The organism is Nocardia donostiensis (genome assembly GCF_002081715.1).
Classification (GTDB): domain Bacteria; phylum Actinomycetota; class Actinomycetes; order Mycobacteriales; family Mycobacteriaceae; genus Nocardia; species Nocardia donostiensis.
In genome coordinates, this window is record NZ_MUKP01000045.1 from 1 (window position 1) to 16,257 (window position 16,257).

The window sequence follows — 16,257 nt, forward strand, 5'->3', positions numbered from 1 at the left end:
GGTGCGGGAGCCGGGGCGGCCGCAGCAGGGGCGGGCGCGGGCTTCGGTGCCGGTTCCGGCTCGGGAGCCGGTTTCGGTGCGGGCGCAGCCTCCTCGGCGGGAGGCGCGGTCGGCGCGGTGGTCTGCGCGGGGGCGGGTGCACCGCTGCCGATGATGCCGAGCTGGCCGCCGACCTCGACGGTGTCGTCTTCCTGTGCGGTGATCTCCAGCAGGGTGCCCGCGACGGGAGACGGGATTTCGGTGTCGACCTTGTCGGTGGACACCTCGAGCAGCGGCTCGTCGACGGCGACTTCGTCGCCGATCGCCTTCAACCAGCGGGTGACGGTGCCCTCGGTGACCGACTCGCCCAGCTCCGGCATCTTCACCGGGGTACCGGACGCGGTGTCACCGGACGGCGCCTGTGCGGCGGGCGCGGGCTCGGGCTGCGCTTCCTGCCGGGGGGGTTCCTGCTGAGCCGGTACGGGTTCCGGTTCCGAGGCGGGCGCGGGCTCGGGCGCTTCGGTGGGGGTGGGTTCGGCGGCCTCACCGGCATCGCCGATCACACCCAATTCGCCGCCGACCTCGACGGTGTCGTCTTCCTGGGCGACGATCTTCGTCAGCACACCGGCCGCAGGGGACGGGATTTCGGTGTCGACCTTGTCGGTGGAGACCTCGAGCAGCGGCTCGTCGACCTCGACCGTGTCTCCTTCCTGTTTCAGCCACCTGGTCACCGTTCCCTCGGTGACGCTCTCACCAAGAGCGGGCATCTGGACGGAGAAGGCCATGTCCATTGACTCCTGACTGCTCGACGGGTTCTACAACAGTTCGTTCCGGCCGGCCGCCTCGCGGGTCGCGGGGCAAATCCACGCCACTGATCATTCTGCGTGGCACCGGAGGTCTGTGTGGTTCTTGTTCCGCGATCCATCCTTGCATTCGCCGGATGACGCGGTTGCGGCGAGGGCATCCACTGCTGGGAGCTGGCACTATGGAATGACCGGCGGGAGCGTTGTTCCGGCGGTGAACTGGAGGTCGCGGGCGTTGGGTTTGCTGGATCGTTTCCGTCGCGGTGTGTCCGGCCGCAGCAGCATTGCCCGTATCCGGGACGCCGACGCCCGCTATCTGGCCGAATGGGTGCACACCCACACCGGGGTCGAAGGGTTCGTGGAACCGAAGACGACCGTGACCGACGTCACGATAGTGCTGGTCGCCGCTGACGGCGCATGGACCCGCCGCGCCGTCGGGGAACGCGGCGCGCAGCGGCTGGCGCGCGATCTGCGCATCCCCGTCTATGACGTGCACAAGACCGGATACCCGCAGCGCATGCGCGATTATGATGCCCGCCGTCGTATCGAGCGCAAACGCGCCATGGAGCGCGACCTCGACGAAATCTGAGCCCCGAGGTAGGCGGCAGGCCGGTCCGGTCCCGCAGCCGCGGGTGATGCCCTTGCCGTCGACGGGAGAATGAACCGCGTGATCAGATTTCAGCGAGTGGTCCCCGATGATTTTCCGTTGCTGGCGTCGTGGTTGTCGCATCCGCATGTATCGCGATGGTGGAATCACGAGTTCTCACTCGAGGCGGTCGAGCGCGACTTCGGCCCGACGGCACGCGGCGAAGAGCCCGCCGAAGACCTGCTCGCCTACGCGGACGGCGTTCCGTTCGGTCATGCGCAGCGTTGCCGGTGGCACGACTATCCCGAGGAGCTGGCAGCCCTGTCCCGCTACCTGCCGATCGGCGAGACCGCGATGACCATCGACTATCTGGTCGGTGATCCCGCCGAGATCGGCCGTGGACGCGGCACCGCACTGATCGGCGCGCTGGTGGCCGACACCTGGGCCGCGTATCCCACGGCGGAGGCCATCATCGTGCCCGTTGCGGCCGGCAACATCGCCTCCTGGCGGGTACTCGAGAAGAACGAGTTCGTTCGAGTGACCGAAGCTCACCTCGAACCCGACAACCCCATCGACCCGACGCTGCACTACGTGTACCGACTGGACCGCCCGAGGTAGCCGACGGCCGATCACGGTCCGCGGCGACGACGCTCTGGCGGTACCGCTGACGGCAACGATCAAGCGGCAGGCGGATCCCCGCCGGCTCCCTCGGAGGAGGGCGCCGGCGGTGCGTCGATCCGCGGACTGTCGGCCTCACTCGGCGGCGATGTCCTCCAGCACGGCGATGAGGGTGCGCACAGGAACACCGGTGCCGCCCTTGCCGATGTAGCCGAACGGTCCGCCGGTGTTGTAGGCCGGGCCCGCGATGTCCACATGCGCCCACTGCACGTTCTCGGGGACGAATTCCTTCAGGAACAGTCCGGCCGAGAGCATGCCGCCCCAGCGGTGCGGGGCGACGTTGGCGATATCGGCGATCTTGGAGTTGAGGTCGGCGCGCAGTTCGGCGGGCAGCGGCATGGCCCAGCCGTTCTCGCCGATATCGCGGGAGATACGGGCCACCCGGTCGCGGAAGTCGTCGGTGCCCATCACGCCGGGGGTGCGGGTGCCGAGCGCGACCATCTGCGCGCCGGTGAGGGTGGCGACGTCGATCAGGTATTCGGGGTCGTCCTCGCTCGCGCGCACGATCGCGTCGGCCAGGATGAGCCTGCCCTCGGCGTCGGTGTTGAGGACCTCGACGGTGGTGCCACCGTACTGGGTCAGCACATCGCCGGGGCGCTGCGCGGTGCCCGACGGCATGTTCTCGGCCATCGGTACGGTGGCGGTCACCGTGATCGGCAGGCTCAGGCGGGCGGCCAGCAGCGTGGTCGCCACGACTGCGGCCGCGCCCGCCATATCCGAGGTCATGTTCTCCATATTGGCGGCGGGCTTGATGGAGATACCGCCGGTGTCGAAGGTGATGCCCTTGCCGACCAGCGCGACCTTCTTCGCACCGCCCGAATAGGTCAACCGGACGAGGCGCGGCGGCCGCGACGACCCCTTGCCCACGCCGAGCACACCGCCGTAACCGGCTGCTTCCAGGGCGTTCTCGTCGAGCACCTCGACGTCGAGCCCGGCTGCCTCACCGAGTAGCCGCGCGCGTTCGGCGAATTCGGCGGGGAACAGGTGGCTGGGCGGGGTGTTGACGAAATCGCGCGCGGTGGCCACGGCCTCGGCGACCAGCTGCGCCCGCAGCAGCGCGTCGGAACCGTACTCCGGTTCCGGTACCAGCAGTTCCACCCTGGCTACCGGCCGCTCGTCCGGTTTCGGAGCGGACTTGCCCGAACGGAACGGGGTGAACGAATAGGCGCCCAGGTAGAAGCCTTCGGCGGCCGCACCGAGGTTCAGACCCGACAGGGTGGTCACCGCCAGCTCGACGCCGGTGAGCGCGCGCGCCGCCACGCCCGCGCTGCGGCGGATCTGCTCGGCGTCGAGGTCGTCGGCGCTGCCCAAACCGACGGCAAGCACGCTCGACACCCCGTTCATCCCGGCCGGGGCGGGAATGCGGGTCAGCTCTTCGGCTTTACCTTTCGCGCCGACCGTGCCGAGCTGGTCGAGCAGTTCGTTGCGCACATCGGCGCCGAGCACATCGCCGAACAGATCCTCGGGCACGATCACGGGACCGTCTTCGGTGGAGGTCACACCGATGACGAGGACATCGGCGTCCTGGCTGATGGTTTGGGTACGTGCCAATTCGGGTCCGAGTGGACGATCTGCGACTGCGGTCATGACATCAGGCTATGCGGTCGCCGATCGGTAGCGCACCGCGACGCCGTCGAGCAGCAGGTCGAGAGCATGGTCGAGCAGCGTGTCGAAGTCCAGTTGCAGCTCGTCGGGAGCGGAGAAGACCTTGTACAGCGCCGGGCGTAACGCCGGATCGACGAGCTCGTCGAGTTCGGAGGGCGGTTGCCGGGTACCCACGGCCGGGCCGGTGCCCAGGTCTGCGCCGGGGCGTTCGGCGTTCCGCAGCAACGCCAAGCCTTGTACCAGGCCGGAACAGGCCAGATACGCGGACAGGATGTCGGCGCGGGACATCCCCAAGGTGTCCAACGCGGCGAAAGACCGTTCCACCAGATCCAGCAGGGCAGGTCCCAGCGGTGGGCGGGTGCGCGCGAGCACCGGGAGCAGCCACGGGTGACGCCGGTACAGCTGCCACTCCTGCGTCGCTTCGTGCCGCAGCCGGGTCCGCCAGTCGGCGAGGCCCGCGGGTGGCGGCAGGGATTCGGCGAGCACCAGCTCGGTCATCGCGGCCAGCAGATGTTCCCGATCGGTGAAATGCCGGTACAGCGCCGTTGTGGCCACCCCGAGTTCACCGGCGAGCCGGCGCATGGTGAGTCCGTCGATGCCGTTGCGGTCGGCGAGGTCGACTGCGGCGTGGGCGATCCCGACGCTGGTCAGCCGGTGCGGGCGCGGACGGTGCGGCGGGGTCGGGGCCGCTCGCCGGGCGCGGTAGGCGCGGGCCTGGCAGGACCGGGAACAGTAGCGGCGTCTGCGGCCGCGTTCAGGTTGTGCCAGCTGCTCGCCGCAGACCGCGCAGTTCACCACAGACCTCATTTCATCACACAAACGAGTGTGACGAAATAGTAGCGGGTGCTGTTCCTGGTCCTTATCTTTGGCGATCAGACACACCGTTCACTTCAAGAGGTTGCGAAGATATGGGCACAGCACCACAGGCATGGCGGGCCGATGCGGGAGACTTCGACCGGATCGTCGAGGCGTTCAGCCGCGCCGCACTCGACGAGGCGGTCACCGCCTGGATTCTGGAAGATTTCCCACCCGATGACTTCGTCGCCGAGTTCGTCCCCAGAACCGTGGAGCGCGGTCTGCGCGACGACGAGGTGTGGGTTGCTGGAGCCGACGGTGAAATCTGGACCGTATCGATCTGGCAGACCCTCACCTCACTACAGCGTTTCGAAGAAGAAGCCGCCGAAACCGGGGCGCACGCCGCGCAACTCCCCGGCGTGCGCCCGCTGCAACGCTCCGCTTATCTCACCGATCTGCTCGCTCGCGAACACCCTCGCGAGTTCCCGCACAGCTATGTACAGGTCATGGTCACCGTGCCCGAACACCGCGGAAAAGGCTCCGGCGCCGCCGTCCTCGCCGACCGGGTGCGCGCTTGCGGCGCGGCCGGAACCCCGGCGTTCCTGGAAGCCAGCACCGAACGTTCGGCCCGGCTCTACGCCCGCGAAGGTTTCGTCCGCGAAGGCACACCACACCAGCTGCCCGACAACGGGCCCACATTGATTCCCATGTGGTTCCGCCCCTGAACCTCGGTGTCATCGGCCCGCCGTGGCCGACGGTGCCGGCCTTCCGCGCGGGTCGAGGCGGGTTAAGCTCGCCATCGTGACCGACACCGAGCTGCTCCGAGGCCCGATTCATCAACTGCACACCGAACTCGGTGCGCGGTTCGCGCCGTTCGGCGGGTGGGAGATGCCGGTGTCGTACGCGGGCACCGTGGCAGAGCATCGGGCGGTGCGTACGACGGTCGGGCTTTTCGATGTGAGTCATCTGGGGAAGGCCACGGTCCGCGGGAACGGCGCCGCGCAGTTCGTGAACTCGGCACTGACCAACGATCTGGCACGTATCCGGCCGGGGAAAGCCCAGTACACGCTGTGCTGTACCCCTGAAGGGGGAGTGGCCGACGATCTGATCGCCTATTACGTGAGCGACGACGAGATCTTCCTCGTGCCCAATGCCGCCAACACCGCCGCCGTGGTCGCGGCATTGCGGCAGGCCGCGCCGGACGGGGTCACCGTCACCGACGAGCACCGTGAGCACGCTGTGTTCGCGGTGCAGGGGCCACGCTCGACGGAGGTGCTGACCGCGCTCGGGTTACCGACCGACCTGGAGTACATGGCGTTCGCCGACACCGAATGGGACAGCAGGCCGGTCCGGGTCTGCCGCACCGGATATACCGGCGAACACGGTTACGAGCTGCTACCCCGCTGGGCCGATGCCGAAATGCTGTTCCGTGCCCTGGTCGAACAGGTCCGTGCCGCCGCAGGTGAGGTCGCCGGGCTCGGCGCCCGCGACACCCTGCGCACCGAGATGGGTTACCCGCTGCACGGACACGAACTGTCGCTGAACATTTCGCCGGTACAGGCTCGGGTCGGTTGGGCGGTCGGCTGGAAGAAACCGGAATTCTGGGGCAAAACCGCACTGGAACAGGAGAAGTCCGCCGGTCCACGCCGCATCCTGCTGGGGCTAGAGGCGCTCGACCGCGGTGTCCCGCGTCCTGGCCAGCAGGTCCTGCACGAGGGAAAACAGGTCGGCGAAACCACCTCCGGCACTTTCTCCCCCACCCGCGAAGTGGGCATCGCCCTCGCGCTACTGGACCCGTCCGTCGAATCCGGCGCCGAGGTGGAGGTGGACGTACGTGGCCGGAAACTCCGGTGCACCGTCGTCCGCCCACCGTTCGTCGAATCCCATACGAACTGACCACCAGCTGGTGCGGTCAGGCCGCGGTCCGCTGCGGGCGGAACACGGTGAGCAGCACGATGGAGTCGCTGTCCGCGCGCACGTTGTGGGGCAGACCGGCGGACAGGTGGATGGCGGCACCTGCGTCGAGGGTGTGGGACACGGGGTTGTCCTGAACCACTCCGACAGTAATCGCACCGGACAGGCAGTGGATGGCGACGGGTCCGGCGGTGCGGTGGTCGTCGAGACCCTGCCCGGCGCGCAAGCACAGGCGGACCAGGGTGCAGTCGGGGGTGGTGGCCAGCTTGGTGACGGCGGGGCGGTCGGGTTCGGGTTCGGTCCAGGTGGCGATATCGGTGATCAGCGTGTAGGCGGAGGTATCGGTCATGGGAGCAACTTTCTTGTCGAGGCATGCGGCGGCGGTGTGTCGGAGGGAAGGTAGCGCGGCATCGCGAGCGCACGGCGGCGGACCACGCCATCGGCCGCCGGAGCCGACACCATAGACTTCACGGCATGACCACTGCTGCACAGTTCACCCGTATCCCTCATCCTGCGCCCACTCCGGCGCAGCGGGTACAGGAGATTCTGGCAGCGCCCGGCTTCGGCCGGTATTTCACCGACCACATGGTTTCGATCGACTACGTCGAGGGCGAAGGCTGGCACAATGCCGTCGTCGAACCGTACGGCCCGCTGCCGTTGGACCCGGCGACCATGGTGTTCCACTACGGTCAGGCGATCTTCGAAGGGCTCAAGGCCTACCGCCAACCCGACGGTAGCGTCGCCTGCTTCCGCGTCGACGCCAACGCCGCCCGGTTCCGCGCCTCGGCACGCCGCCTGGCGATGGCCGAGTTACCCGACGAACTGTTCATCGAATCGGTGCGTCAGCTGCTCGACGTCGACAGCGACTGGGTGCCTGCGGCGGGTGGCGAGGAATCGCTGTACCTGCGGCCGTTCATGTTCGCCACCGAGGTGGGGCTCGGGGTGAAACCGTCCTCGAAGTACAAGTACCTGCTGCTCGGATCCCCGGCGGGCGCGTACTTCCCGCGCGGGGTGAAACCGGTGAAGGTGTGGCTGTCCACCGACTATGTGCGCGCCGCCCCCGGCGGTACCGGGGAAGCCAAGGTCGCGGGCAATTATGCGGCGTCGCTGCTGGCGCAGGCCGAGGCCACCGCGCAGGGCTGCGACCAGGTGGTGTGGCTGGACGCACCGGAGCGCCGCTATGTGGAGGAGATGGGCACCAACAACCTGTTCTTCGTCTTCGGCTCCGGTTCCGAGGCCCGGCTGGTCACCCCGGAACTGTCCGGGTCACTGCTACCCGGTATCACCCGCGATACGCTGCTGACCTTGGCCGCTGATTCCGGCTACTCGGTCACCGAGCGCAAGGTGTCGGTGGAGGAATGGCGGGCAGGCGCCGAATCCGGCGAGATCACCGAGGTTTTCGCCTGCGGGACCGCCGCCGTCATCACCCCCGTGGGCTGGGTGAAATCCGGCGACGACGAATTCACCATCGGCGGCGGCGAACCGGGCGAAGTGACCATGGCGTTGCGCGACACCCTCACCGGAATCCAACGCGGTACCTTCACCGACACCCATTCCTGGCTGCGCCGCCTGTAACCCCGCAGACGACCGCCGGTCTCGTCTGTCTCAGCCGGGCATGAGGGCCTGCCATTCGGCCAGTGATGTGGGGCGCAGGACGTAGTTGCTGCTGCGGATGGTGTCGAGGGAGGCGTGTGGGTCGCTGGAGTACCAGTGGCCCGGATACACGGTGGGGTTCGTCGCTAGCTCCGCTAGATAGCGCAGGCTGCGGAACATGGCTTCGGAGTCGCCGCCTGGGAAATCGGTGCGGCCGCAGCCGTCGATGAACAGAGTGTCGCCTGCGATGAGGCGGTTTTCGAACAGGAAGCATTGGCTGCCTGGGGTGTGGCCGGGGGTGTGCAGCAGTTCGATATCGAACGCGCCGACGCTCACCGTGTCGCCGTGGCTGTGGCCGGTGAGTTCACTGGGCGCGATTCCGGTGACATTGGCCACCCAGGGCAGCTCTTCGGAATTGACGTGCACCGGTACGTCGACCTTCTCCAGCAGTTCCCGCACCCCGCGCAGGGTGAAGCCGAGCATGGAGCCGCCGATATGGTCGGGGTGGTGATGGGTGGCCAGCACTCCGCTCACCCGCAACCCGTCGCCCGCGGCGATATCGGCGAGCTCGCCCGCCGCGTACGCCGGATCGACGACCACGCATTCACCGGTGTCCCGGTCACCGATCAGGTAGGCGAAATTGCGCATCTGTGTCGCGATCGGATCTCCCACGGCGAAGTCCCGTCCGGACAACAGCTGACGAAAGTACAGGCGCTCGGCTGACATACCGCCCACCTTATTGCCCGAAGTAGGCCGCGCGGGCAGCGCATCGGCGAACTCGAGGTCATCGCACAGCGGATTCGAGGCGTCACCGCAGGTGCGGGACGCTTCCTGGCTCAGACAGGCTACCGGCCGAATGCCAGCCCGAGCGCCGCCAGAGCCGTAACGACCTCCACGGCCGCGCCGAGGACGTCACCGGACAGTCCACCGGTCCGCCGCAGGCAATGCCGCACCAGCACCACCGACACCGCGAGCGTGCTCAGCACCGCCAGCGGACCGAGCCACGGATACCCGGGAACCGTGAGCATCCCGGCCGCTGCTGCCACCACCACCCACATCGCGATGGTGACCGGCGACTGGGTGCCTGCCACCTGCGCCCCGAACCAGGTACCCGGCGCGGCCACGACCCCGCGCCTGCACGCTGCGACCACCGCCACCCGGCCCAGCGCGACCGCCAACCCCACCGCGACCCACCGCCCCGCATCGGCCAGCGCCGCGAACGACAACGCCTGCACCCCCACGGCGAATACGATCGCCGCCACCCCGAACGGCCCCGCCCCACCGCTCTTCATCACTTCCCGTGCCCGCTCCGGTGGGCCATAGGTGCCCAGTCCGTCGAAGGTGTCGGCCAGACCGTCCAAATGCATTCCGCGTGTCAGCAACGCCAGCCCCGCCACTGCGACCAGCCCGGCGACCCCCGCGCCGGCTCCGGCCTGGGTCAGCAGCCACAGCACGGCGGTAGCCATACCGCCCAGCAGCACGCCGACAACCGGCGCGAGCGCGATAGCCCGGCCCGCGTCCACGCCATCGACCGTTGCCGGGCCGCGGACCGGCAGCACCGTCAACCACGAGACGGCCAGCCGCAGCGCGGTCATTTCTTCAATTCGACGGCGGGGCTCGGCTCCGGTGTGCTGGTGCTCACCCCTGCCTCGTCGAACGTGGACATATCGGCGAGCGCGGCGACGGCCGCGCGCAGCACGGGTAGCGCCGTGAGCGCGCCGGAACCTTCACCCAGACGCATATCGAGTTCGAGCACCGGCTCCAAGCGCAGGTTGCGCAGGGCGAGGGTGTGGGCCGGTTCGGTGGAGCGGTGACCGGCCAGCCACCAGGCGGACGCGCCCGCGGCGAGGTCTTCGGCGACGAGGGCGGCGGCGGTAGTGACCAGGCCATCCAGGATGACGGGGGTGCGGCGGGCGGCGGCCTGGGCGAGGAAACCGGTCATCGCCGCGATATCGGCGCCGCCGGCTACCCGCAGCAGTTCGACCGGGTCCTTGGTCACCGGCCGGGCGCGGCGCATCCCGTCGCGGATGGCGGCGACCTTGCGCATCCATCCCGCGTCGTCGATGCCGGTGCCGCGACCGACGGCAGCGACCGGTTCGGTGTTGGTGAGGGTGGCGACCAGCACGGTCGCGGGTGTGGTGTTGCCGATCCCCATATCGCCGGCGATGAGCAGGTCCGCGCCCGCATCGATTTCCTCGTCGGCGATGGCGCGGCCCGCGGCGAGCGCGGCCGCGGCCTCCTCGGCGCTCAACGCGTCCGTACGATCGATCGACCCGCTGGAGCGGCGCACCTTGTACCGCGACACCGTCGGGTCGGTGTCGGCGTCCACCGCGATATCGACCACCCGCACACTCGTCCCCGCGACCACGGCCAGCGCGTTCACCGCCGCCCCGCCGCCGAGGAAGTTCGCCACCATCTGCGCGGTGACCTCGCTCGGATACGCCGAAACCCCGTGCTGGGCCACTCCGTGATCACCGGCGAACACCACCACCCGCGCCCGCTCGAACTGTTTCGGCGGGCACAGCCCCTGACAGGCCGCCACCCAGTTGCCGAGGCTTTCCAGCCTGCCCAGCGAGCCCGCGGGTTTGGTGAGCCGCGCCTGCCGCTCCTGGGCCGCCGCCCGGGCTTGCGCATCCGGCGGCGTGACCGGTCCGAATCCCTCTGTCACTCCTGTAGCCTTCCGATCGTGACGGTGGTCCAGCAGACGATCCCCGCGCCTGCCGTATGCCGAACCATCTTGCCCGCATCGCGACTGGCTGCCCCACACCCCCCGAGCGAACCCGGCACGAGGGGCCCCGGCTGCCGTGGATCCGAGGTGAGTGCTCGGGCGAACGCTCCCCGATGCCGCCGTCGTGATCGCCCGCGCCCGTCGTGACCCCGGTGACAGCCGTCCTTCGTGTAGCTGACTGGGTATCGCCGTCGAACGGCCCGGACGAGCCGAACCGGCCGGTGCGTATCCGATATGCGGATTGCTCGTTCCGCTGAGCGCCGCCGCTGATATCGCTGTCGCAGCGGGTCCCCGCCCGGCAGCACCGACCAGGTCTCGCTGTGTCGGGAAGCGCTACCTAAATGTGGGCTGGTGCGCCGCCTGCGGAGGGACGGTAAGTCCTGCCGCGTAAGCGGGAGGCGAGTCTCTGCGAAACAGGAACCCACCGCAGAACCGCAAAGTTCAGGAGGAATCCCGGTCCCTTCAGGACCGGGAGGACGTCAATTGAGGCGCAGGGGCAGCCCGGCGACAACGAGGAACGCTTCGTCGCAGACCGCCGCGAGGCGCTGGTTGAGGATGCCGATCTCGTCGCGGAACAGGCGCCCGGACCGGGTCGCGGGAATGACGTCCATGCCGACCTCGGGAGACACGATCACCAGGCGTTGCCGGTAGTCGGCCACGGCGCAGACCAGGGCGTCACAGTCGGGGGTGAGGGTGCCGCGAGGGGAGTCCCAGGCGGCGCGGGCATCGAAACGGGCGGTGAGCCAGGTGCCGATGTCGTCGAGCAATGTCGCGCCGAGGGTGGGCTCGCGCAGCGCAGCGACCGGGTCGGCGCCATCGACGGTCGTCCAGTCGGCGGGACGGCGGGCGCGGTGGGCGGCAATGCGGTCAGCGAAATCGGCGTCGGCGGGATCGGGGACAGCGGTCGCCAGATACCGTGCAGGCGCCCCCGCCAACAGCGCTTCGGCGAACCCCGATTTACCCGATCGTGCTCCGCCGAGAACGAGGGTGCGCAGGGGCCGGTTCGACGCCACGCCCTCAGACGGCGTCGCCGGGACCGACTCGCGGCTTCGGGGCGCGCATCTTGCGCATTTGGGAGGCGCGGACGAACGCGTACCAGCCCAGGCGGAACCCGGTGTCGGCGGTGTCCGGGAAACGCTCGCGCACCCGGTTGTTGACGACCCGCCCGAGCAGGAAGCCCTCGGCGACCATGAACGCCATCATCACCAGCATGGCCAGCGTCACAATCGACTGCAGCTCGGGCGCGGCGAACATCGACAGGATCAGTACCAGCGCCATCGGCATGAACAGGCCGACCAGGTTGCGCCGGGCATCGACGACATCACGCACGAAGGCGCGCACCGGGCCCTTGTCGCGCGGCAGCAGGTACTTGTCCTCGCCGGCGAGCATGCGGGCGCGCCGGTCCTGGGAGGCGGCGCGGCGTTCGGCGGCCGCGGCCTTACGGTCTGCTTTGCTTCCCCGGTTGGCCTTGCGGCGCGCGCGGGCCTCTTTGCTGGTCATCGGGGCGGGCGCGACCGGCCCGCGCCGCCTGCCTTCGGCGTCGCGGCGTTTGGGGGTGGGGCGGCCTTTGCCCACGGTTGCGGTGACCGCGGGCCGGGACGAGCCGACGGTGGAGTCGCCGGAGTCGCTGTCGGGGCCCGGGCGAACGGCGGGCGTGGCCACATGGGAGCTGCTGGGCTCGCCGCGTCGGAACAACTTCACGTCGACCAGGCTATTCGATTCCTGATATGGCCGCCGCACGCGGAGGGGCGTGAAGGTGCGCCGTGTCACCCCGGGGACCGCGCCGGATAGATGGTGGCAAGATGGAGATACGCAAGAGGAATAGCTGCCCGCTCGACTGTGTTGACTCCGCAGGAGCCGTGTGCTGTTCACGGGTAGACCACAGCTGTCCATAGGAGAGTTCATGACTGTGCAGAACGAGACCACCACCCACGGTGTGACTCTGACCGAGGCGGCCGCGAGCAAAGCGAAGGCGCTGCTGGACCAGGAGGGTCGCGACGACCTGGCGCTGCGGATCGCCGTGCAGCCGGGCGGCTGCGCCGGCCTGCGCTACCAGCTCTTCTTCGACGATCGTTCGCTCGACGGCGACCTGACCGCCGATTTCGGCGGTGTCACCCTGGCGGTGGACCGGATGAGCGCACCGTATGTGCAGGGTGCTTCGATCGATTTCGTCGACACCATCGAAAAGCAGGGTTTCACGATCGACAACCCGAACGCCACCGGCTCCTGTGCCTGCGGCGACTCTTTCAACTGAGCCACAGCCGAATACGTCACGATCGGTGCAACCGGACACAGATGTCGTTCGGTGCATAGGCGATCGCGTACCCAGTTGATACGGTGAGGACGGGACCGACAGGTCCCGTTCTTTGCCGTATCAAGCCTACCGAAGGGGCTCAGCTACGTGTCCATCGCCGTATCAGCGTCCATCGCGACCGACCATCTCATGCGTTTCTCCGGCCGGTTCGCCGACGTGCTGCTGCCCGACCAGCTCGACCACGTGTCGCTGAGTTTCCTCGTCGACGACCTGGTGATCCGGCGCGGTGGCGTCGGCGGCAACATCGCCTACGCCATGGGTCTGCTCGGACGTTCCCCCCTGTTGATCGGGGCGGTGGGCGCTGATTTCACCGATTACCAGCAGTGGCTGGAAACCAACGGCGTCGATTGTTCGGCGGTGCGGGTGTCCACCACCGCGCATACCGCGCGTTTCGTGTGCACCACCGATGAGGATATGGCCCAGATCGCGTCGTTCTACCCGGGCGCGATGAGCGAGGCCCGCGATATCTCCATCACCGCCCTCGCCGAGGACCGTGCCCTGGACCTGGTGCTGGTCGGCGCCAACGATCCCGAGGCGATGCTGCGCCATACGGCGGAATGCCGGGAGTTGGGCGTCCCATTCGCCGCGGACCCCTCCCAGCAGTTGGCCCGCCTGGACGGCGACCAGTCGGTGCAGCTGATCGAGGGTGCCGCCTACCTGTTCACCAACGAATACGAGTGGGGCCTGCTGCACCAGAAGTCCGGCCTCACCGACGACGAGATCGCTCAGCGGGTCGGCGTGCGAGTCACCACGCTCGGCAAGAACGGCGTGCTGGTGGTCGACAGCGACGGCACCGAGGTGAAGGTCGGTGTGGTCCCGGAGACCACGCGAGTCGATCCGACCGGCGTCGGCGATGCGTTCCGTGCCGGTTTCCTCGCCGGCCACACCCGTGGCCTGAGCGTGGAACGTTCCGCCCAGCTCGGCTCGTTGATCGCGGTCCTGGTGCTGGAAACCGTCGGCACCCAGGAATGGACCCTCGACGTCGACAGCGCCGTCGAACGGCTCACCCAGGCCTACGGCCCGGACGCGGCCGCCGAACTCGAGCCGCTGCTGCGCTGAACTCGAGCTGCTGCTACCCAGCGACGGGGCCCGGAGGCGGTTGCGGAGCGTGACCACGCCAGGGTCACGCGAGCGCTGCGAAACGAGCACTGAACTCCGTTACCCGAACTGCGCGCCGGTCCGCTTACGCTGACCGGCGCGCAGCGTTGTGCGCAGCGGGAACGGGACTACAGCGAAACCGGGTAGGTGGGTTCCTGGATCTGGGGTTTGATGCGTTCTTCGACGAAGATCCCGTGCCAGATCATGAACACCAGCAGCGTCCACAACCGGCGGCTGTGGTCGGATTCGCCGTTGCGGTGCGCTGCCAGCATCGCGGTGACCGCGGCCTTGTCCAGCAGATGATCGGTCTGCGATTCGGTGATCTGTTCGTGCGCCCAGTCGTAGAGTTCGGTGCCGCGCAACCAGTGCCGCAGCGGGACCGGGAACCCCAGCTTCGCCCGGTGCAGCACATGTCCGGGAACGATGCCCTCCAGCGCTTGGCGCAGCGCGTACTTGGTGGTCTGCTTGGTGATCTTCTGTTCCAGCGGGATCTGTTCGGCGACCGCGAACACTTCCCGATCCAGGAACGGCACCCGCAGCTCCAGCGAATTCGCCATGGTCACCTTGTCGGCCTTGACCAGAATGTCGCCGCGCAACCAGGTGAACAGGTCCAGATGCTGCATCCGCGCCACCGGGTCCAGGCCGCGTGACTGCGCGTAGATAGGGGCGGTCACGTCCTGATGGGTCCACTGCGGCCGGAAATCGCGCAGTACCGACCGCAGCTGGGCGTCGCTGAAACTGCGCGCGTTGCCGTAGTAGCGCTGCTCCAAGGGGAGCGAACCGCGGTGCAACAGGCTCTTGCCCCGGGTGCCCTCGGGAATCAGATCCGACACCTTACCTGCGAGTTTGCGAACCGCGGACGGTAGCCGGTCGAACGGCGCCAGCGACAGCGGCTCCCGATAGATGGTGTAACCGCCGAACAGTTCGTCGGCGCCCTCACCGGACAGCACCACCTTGACGTGCTTACGCGCCTCCTTGGCCACGAAATACAGCGGCACCAGCGCCGGGTCGGCCACCGGGTCGTCCAGGTACCACACGATCTCCGGAATAGCGGCGGCGAACTCCGCGGGGGAAACCACCTTGACGATATGGCGGGCGCCGATCGCGGCCGCGCTCTCGGCCGCCACATCCACCTCCGAATAGCCTTCGCGTTCGAAACCGGCGGTGAAGGTGATCAGGTCCGGGTTGTGCCGCATCGCCAGTGCGGCGATGGCGGTGGAGTCGATCCCGCCGGACAGGAACGAGCCGACGGTGACATCGGCGCGCATATGTTTGGCGACCGAGTCCTCCAGCGCTGCCGCGATCTCGTTGTAGCGGGTCTGTTCCGAATCCGGGGAGAACGGCCGTACCTGGAACCTCGGGATGAAGTACCCGGTGATCTTCGGCTTCTGGCCCGGCTCGACCATGGCGTAGCTGCCCGATTCCAGCCTGCGGATATCGGTGTGCAGCGTCTCCGGTTCCGGGACGTACTGCAACACCGTGTAGTGCTCTAGCGCACGCAGGTCCAGCGTGTCGTCGAGCCCGAGCGCGGGCAGCAGTTGCAGCAGGCTCTTCTTCTCGCTGCCGAACGCGGTGCCACCGGGACCGGTCGCTATGAACAGCGGTTTGATGCCGAACGGATCGCGGGCCAGGAACAGCTGCCTGGTGTGGGTGTCCCAGATCGCGAACGCGAACATGCCGCGCAGCCTGCGCACGGCGTCCGGACCCCAGTAGTGGAAGGCGGCGACGATCGCCTCACCGTCGCCTTCGGTATGGAACATCGGCTCGTTGCCGAACTCCTCGGCATGTGCCTTCGCCAGTTCCGCGCGCAGCTCCAGATAGTTGTAGATCTCACCGTTGAAGGTCAGTGCATAACGCTCGCGATCCCCGGGCGGGCCCCAGCGCAGCGGCTGATGCGAATGCTCGATATCGATGATCGACAGCCGGTTGAACCCGAAGATCAGCTGGTCGTCGTGCCAGGTGCCGCGCTCGTCGGGGCCGCGGTGGCGGACACAGTGCAGGGCATCGTAGACCTGCTCCACCGTGTCCGGTTCTGCTGTATCAGACGTCAGAAATCCGAGCAGTCCACACACGGCGTCGGTAACCTCGTTTCCTCTGGTCGGGGCCCGCACCGGGGGAAACGGCGCGGCGGGTGAAATCTAGTGTCCGAGTATGCCGCACCGGG

Annotated in this window: 17 protein-coding genes; 7 read left to right on the forward strand and 10 right to left on the reverse strand. The window is 68.2% G+C overall.

What is annotated here, in order from left to right; genetic code table 11:
- A partial coding sequence (locus B0T44_RS21940) for a biotin/lipoyl-containing protein (protein WP_303246076.1) occupies nucleotides 1-764 on the reverse strand: 764 nt, incomplete at its 3' end.
- A 253-nt stretch (nucleotides 765-1,017) separates the two neighbouring features.
- Here B0T44_RS21940 and B0T44_RS21945 point away from each other — a divergent pair.
- Together B0T44_RS21945 and B0T44_RS21950 are read left to right on the forward strand one after the other, a co-directional pair.
- Entirely contained in the window at nucleotides 1,018-1,371 is a 354-nt protein-coding gene (locus B0T44_RS21945; protein ID WP_077121634.1) for an oxidoreductase, read from the forward strand.
- 78 nt (nucleotides 1,372-1,449) lie between these two features.
- Nucleotides 1,450-1,986: a GNAT family N-acetyltransferase gene (locus B0T44_RS21950; RefSeq protein ID WP_077121686.1), complete on the forward strand. Its 537-nt coding sequence runs from the start codon at nucleotides 1,450-1,452 to the stop codon at nucleotides 1,984-1,986.
- 135 nt (nucleotides 1,987-2,121) lie between these two features.
- Here B0T44_RS21950 and B0T44_RS21955 read toward each other — a convergent pair whose 3' ends face one another.
- Together B0T44_RS21955 and B0T44_RS21960 are read right to left on the reverse strand one after the other, a co-directional pair.
- Nucleotides 2,122-3,633 (reverse strand): leucyl aminopeptidase, encoded by a 1,512-nt coding sequence (locus B0T44_RS21955; protein ID WP_077121636.1) that lies wholly within the window; start codon nucleotides 3,631-3,633, stop codon nucleotides 2,122-2,124.
- A gap of 9 nt (nucleotides 3,634-3,642) precedes the next feature.
- On the reverse strand, nucleotides 3,643-4,458 hold the full coding sequence (locus tag B0T44_RS21960; RefSeq protein ID WP_077121638.1) for a TetR/AcrR family transcriptional regulator: 816 nt from the start codon (nucleotides 4,456-4,458) through the stop codon (nucleotides 3,643-3,645).
- 101 nt (nucleotides 4,459-4,559) lie between these two features.
- Here B0T44_RS21960 and B0T44_RS21965 point away from each other — a divergent pair, with 101 nt between their 5' ends.
- Both B0T44_RS21965 and gcvT read left to right on the forward strand, forming a co-directional pair.
- The gene (locus tag B0T44_RS21965) at nucleotides 4,560-5,171 is read left to right on the forward strand and encodes a GNAT family N-acetyltransferase (RefSeq protein ID WP_077121640.1); all 612 of its coding nucleotides are present in this window, start codon (nucleotides 4,560-4,562) and stop codon (nucleotides 5,169-5,171) included.
- A 76-nt stretch (nucleotides 5,172-5,247) separates the two neighbouring features.
- Nucleotides 5,248-6,342 (forward strand): glycine cleavage system aminomethyltransferase GcvT, encoded by a 1,095-nt coding sequence (gene gcvT / locus B0T44_RS21970; protein ID WP_077121688.1) that lies wholly within the window; start codon nucleotides 5,248-5,250, stop codon nucleotides 6,340-6,342.
- A 16-nt stretch (nucleotides 6,343-6,358) separates the two neighbouring features.
- Here the strand turns inward: gcvT and B0T44_RS21975 are convergent, their stop codons facing one another.
- Nucleotides 6,359-6,709: a cupin domain-containing protein gene (locus tag B0T44_RS21975; RefSeq protein ID WP_077121642.1), complete on the reverse strand. Its 351-nt coding sequence runs from the start codon at nucleotides 6,707-6,709 to the stop codon at nucleotides 6,359-6,361.
- Nucleotides 6,710-6,834: 125 nt separating this feature from the next.
- Between B0T44_RS21975 and B0T44_RS21980 the strand changes: the two genes are divergently transcribed.
- Entirely contained in the window at nucleotides 6,835-7,935 is a 1,101-nt protein-coding gene (locus tag B0T44_RS21980) for a branched-chain amino acid aminotransferase (RefSeq protein ID WP_077121644.1), read from the forward strand.
- Nucleotides 7,936-7,965: 30 nt separating this feature from the next.
- Here B0T44_RS21980 and B0T44_RS21985 read toward each other — a convergent pair whose 3' ends face one another.
- The 5 genes from B0T44_RS21985 to B0T44_RS22005 form a co-directional block, all read right to left on the reverse strand.
- On the reverse strand, nucleotides 7,966-8,679 hold the full coding sequence (locus B0T44_RS21985; protein ID WP_077121690.1) for an MBL fold metallo-hydrolase: 714 nt from the start codon (nucleotides 8,677-8,679) through the stop codon (nucleotides 7,966-7,968).
- Nucleotides 8,680-8,798: 119 nt separating this feature from the next.
- Nucleotides 8,799-9,548 carry an adenosylcobinamide-GDP ribazoletransferase gene (locus tag B0T44_RS21990; protein WP_077121646.1) on the reverse strand — a complete coding sequence of 250 codons (750 nt, stop codon included), beginning with the start codon at nucleotides 9,546-9,548 and terminating at the stop codon, nucleotides 8,799-8,801.
- Nucleotides 9,545-10,621, reverse strand: a complete 1,077-nt coding sequence (gene cobT / locus B0T44_RS21995) for a nicotinate-nucleotide--dimethylbenzimidazole phosphoribosyltransferase (RefSeq protein ID WP_077121648.1) — start codon at nucleotides 10,619-10,621, stop codon at nucleotides 9,545-9,547. The genes B0T44_RS21990 and cobT overlap by 4 nt, the downstream gene beginning before the upstream one ends.
- Nucleotides 10,622-11,160: 539 nt before the next feature.
- Entirely contained in the window at nucleotides 11,161-11,694 is a 534-nt protein-coding gene (locus B0T44_RS22000; protein ID WP_081512515.1) for a bifunctional adenosylcobinamide kinase/adenosylcobinamide-phosphate guanylyltransferase, read from the reverse strand.
- Between the two features lie 4 nt (nucleotides 11,695-11,698).
- Nucleotides 11,699-12,382, reverse strand: a complete 684-nt coding sequence (locus B0T44_RS22005; RefSeq protein ID WP_175648150.1) for a DUF3043 domain-containing protein — start codon at nucleotides 12,380-12,382, stop codon at nucleotides 11,699-11,701.
- A gap of 202 nt (nucleotides 12,383-12,584) precedes the next feature.
- Here B0T44_RS22005 and B0T44_RS22010 point away from each other — a divergent pair, with 202 nt between their 5' ends.
- Both B0T44_RS22010 and B0T44_RS22015 read left to right on the forward strand, forming a co-directional pair.
- A complete protein-coding gene (locus tag B0T44_RS22010) occupies nucleotides 12,585-12,935 on the forward strand; it encodes a HesB/IscA family protein (RefSeq protein ID WP_077121695.1) in 351 nt (116 codons plus the stop codon).
- Between the two features lie 147 nt (nucleotides 12,936-13,082).
- Nucleotides 13,083-14,054 carry a carbohydrate kinase family protein gene (locus B0T44_RS22015; RefSeq protein ID WP_077121650.1) on the forward strand — a complete coding sequence of 324 codons (972 nt, stop codon included), beginning with the start codon at nucleotides 13,083-13,085 and terminating at the stop codon, nucleotides 14,052-14,054.
- Nucleotides 14,055-14,221: 167 nt separating this feature from the next.
- On the opposite strand, the gene asnB is transcribed toward B0T44_RS22015, so the two are convergent.
- Nucleotides 14,222-16,165, reverse strand: a complete 1,944-nt coding sequence (asnB, locus tag B0T44_RS22020; protein WP_077121652.1) for an asparagine synthase (glutamine-hydrolyzing) — start codon at nucleotides 16,163-16,165, stop codon at nucleotides 14,222-14,224.
- Nucleotides 16,166-16,257 lie beyond the last annotated feature (92 nt).